Genomic DNA, 2,245 nt, shown 5'->3' with positions numbered 1-2,245 from the left:
AGCATCGTCCAGCAGGGCGTGCAGGCGCTCGCGCGGTGGCGCCTTGGCAGGGGCGTCTTCCCATTCACAGGCTTGCGTGGGGAGCGCGTTGGGCAGTTGATAGCGGGAGGCCCAGGCGGTAATGCCCATGGCCTCCAGATAGTGCCTTCGCGCGGCTTCCGGTGTCACTTTCCGCCGCCACGACAGTGGGGCGAATCGGGGCGCGCACCGCCCCGGGCCTGCCACTCGGCGGGCGTGTAGAGGTGCAGCGCCAGAGCGTGCACCGGCCCCGACAGCTCGTCGGCCAGCAGCGCATAGATCTGCTGATGGCGTTTCACCGGCATCATGGCTTCGAAGCTATCGCTGACCAGCGTGACCTTGAAATGCGTTTCAGAGTTGGCCGGCACGTTGTGCATGTGGCTTTCGTTTTCGACCTGGAGCAGCTCAGGGGTCAGCGCCGCCAACTTCTGCTCGATCTGTGTCTGTATCGCCATGGGGCGTTCTCCTTCTGTCCGCAACGTCACCATTGTACGCCCTTACTTGCCAGCCGACGATGCCCGCCGCGCCAATAACGCCTGCTGCGCCACGCGAATACGCGACAGGCTGGCCAGCAGCGCCAGAAGCGTGGTGGCCGCTCCCAGCCAAAGGGTCAGCTGAACGGGCGCCCCTAGCGCCAGGGCAGCCCCCACCAGGGCCACCCCGAAAGACTGCCCGACCGTGCGCATGGTGCTCATGACTCCCGACACATTGGCGCTACGCTCCGGCGGCAGGCTGCCCATCATTTCGCGGTTGTTGGGGGGCTGAAACAGGCCAAAACCGATGCCGCACAGCGCCGTGCGCCACAGGCTTCCCGCCACGCCCGTGCCTTCATCGACCTGCGCCAGCGCCACCAGCCCGATGATCAGCAGCACCAGGCCCGTGCTCGACAGCAAGCTAGGGTTGATACGGTCTGCCAACCTGCCTGCCAGCGGCCCCACCAGCATGATAGCCAGCGGCCACGGGGTGAACAGCCAGGCCGTTTCCAGCGGTGAAAAGCCCATCTGCTCCTGATAGAAAAACGACAGCGCCACGAAGGTCAGCCCTTGGCCGATAAACGCCAGTCCAGAAGCCGACACGGCCAGGGTAAAACGCTTTTCGGCAAAGACGCTCAGCGGCAGCAGCGGATAAGGGGCGTGCCGCTGGCGGCGGATAAACAGCCCGCAAGCCAGTACGGCCAGCAGTGCCCAGCCCCCGCTTTGCCACAGGGGCGCAGCGTGCCCGACGGCGTCCATGGCCACGAAGAAGCTGGCCAGCATCAGCATGGAGTAGAGCGCCCCCAGGGTATCGAAGGCGCCTTGCCGGGGAGTGTCGCGCGGCAAGGCCCGGCCCGCCAGCCAGAGCGAGCAGAGCCCCAGGGGCACGTTCAGCGCAAACAGCCACGGCCAATCGGCGAACGACAGGATGACGCCACTCAAGGTCGGGCCTGCCGCGTAGCCCCCGGCCACCACCAGCGCACTCAAGCCGAGCGCGCTGCCCAACAGCCGCGACGGGAAGATGGCTCGATAGAGCGATGGCCCTATGGAGAGGGTGGCGGCAGCGCCCAGCCCTTGCAAGGCGCGAAACACCAGCAATGACTCCCACTGGCGGGATAACGCCGCCCCCAGCGAGGCGGCCATGAAGAGGCCGATGCCGAACAGATACAGTCGCCGCCGTGTGACCAGCTCACTAATACCGGCAAACACCAGCAAAAAGGCGGCGCATACCACTTGAAACAGGTTGGTGATCCAGACGGCCCGAGACGCCGGGATATCCAGGTCGGCGGCAATCGTCGGTAACGCCAGGTTGATCATGGTGGTATCCATAACCGCCATCAAGGTACCGGTCACCAAGGCCAGCACGGCCAACCGTCGCTCTGGCCCGGGCAGGCCGTCGTCACCGGGGCGAGTTTCGAACAGTCGCATGGTCATCACTTCCTGAACAACCCCCTCTGAAACGGCGAAACCGGCCGAAGCCGGCTTCACAGTGCGCTTACGGTGACTGCTCCCCGCCCTGACGGGCGAGGCTTCCCACGTCTTAGGCCGCTGCCGGTGCGTGACCGGGCTTACACAGGCCTCGATGGGCAGAGACCGACAGTCCTTCGGCCTTCAACTGGATGATGCCTTGATGCTTGATGTTAAGCGCCGCATTGATGTCGCGGTCGATGCCCTGGGTGCCGCAGTGAGGACAATCCCAAGTGCGAACCGTTAGCGGCATTTGTTCGACCTTGTGGCCGCAGCCCGCACAGGTC

General features: G+C 65.1%; 3 protein-coding genes. All 3 read right to left on the bottom strand.

The window, feature by feature from the left end:
* Positions 1 to 164 precede the first annotated feature (164 nt).
* Positions 165 to 473 carry a BolA family protein gene (locus B7L72_RS09330; protein WP_081138839.1) on the bottom strand — a complete coding sequence of 103 codons (309 nt, stop codon included), beginning with the start codon at positions 471 to 473 and terminating at the stop codon, positions 165 to 167.
* Between the two features lie 42 nt (positions 474 to 515).
* Positions 516 to 1,919 carry an MFS transporter gene (locus tag B7L72_RS09325; protein WP_081138877.1) on the bottom strand — a complete coding sequence of 468 codons (1,404 nt, stop codon included), beginning with the start codon at positions 1,917 to 1,919 and terminating at the stop codon, positions 516 to 518.
* A gap of 112 nt (positions 1,920 to 2,031) precedes the next feature.
* Positions 2,032 to 2,245: zinc ribbon domain-containing protein (locus B7L72_RS09320; protein WP_139788491.1), on the bottom strand; the 214-nt coding region annotated here is incomplete at its 5' end.

The organism is Halomonas sp. BC1 (genome assembly GCF_002078135.1).
GTDB classification, from domain to species: Bacteria; Pseudomonadota; Gammaproteobacteria; order Pseudomonadales; family Halomonadaceae; genus Vreelandella; species Vreelandella stevensii.
The sequence above is the reverse complement of the archived record's forward strand: the minus strand, read 5'-3'. Positions and strand labels throughout refer to the sequence as shown.

Excerpts from the sequence above, each read along its gene's own strand:
- B7L72_RS09330 (WP_081138839.1), bottom strand. The coding sequence starts at position 473 with ATGGCGATACAGACACAGATCGAGCAGAAGTTGGCGGCGCTGACCCCT.
- B7L72_RS09325 (WP_081138877.1), bottom strand. The coding sequence starts at position 1,919 with ATGCGACTGTTCGAAACTCGCCCCGGTGACGACGGCCTGCCCGGGCCA.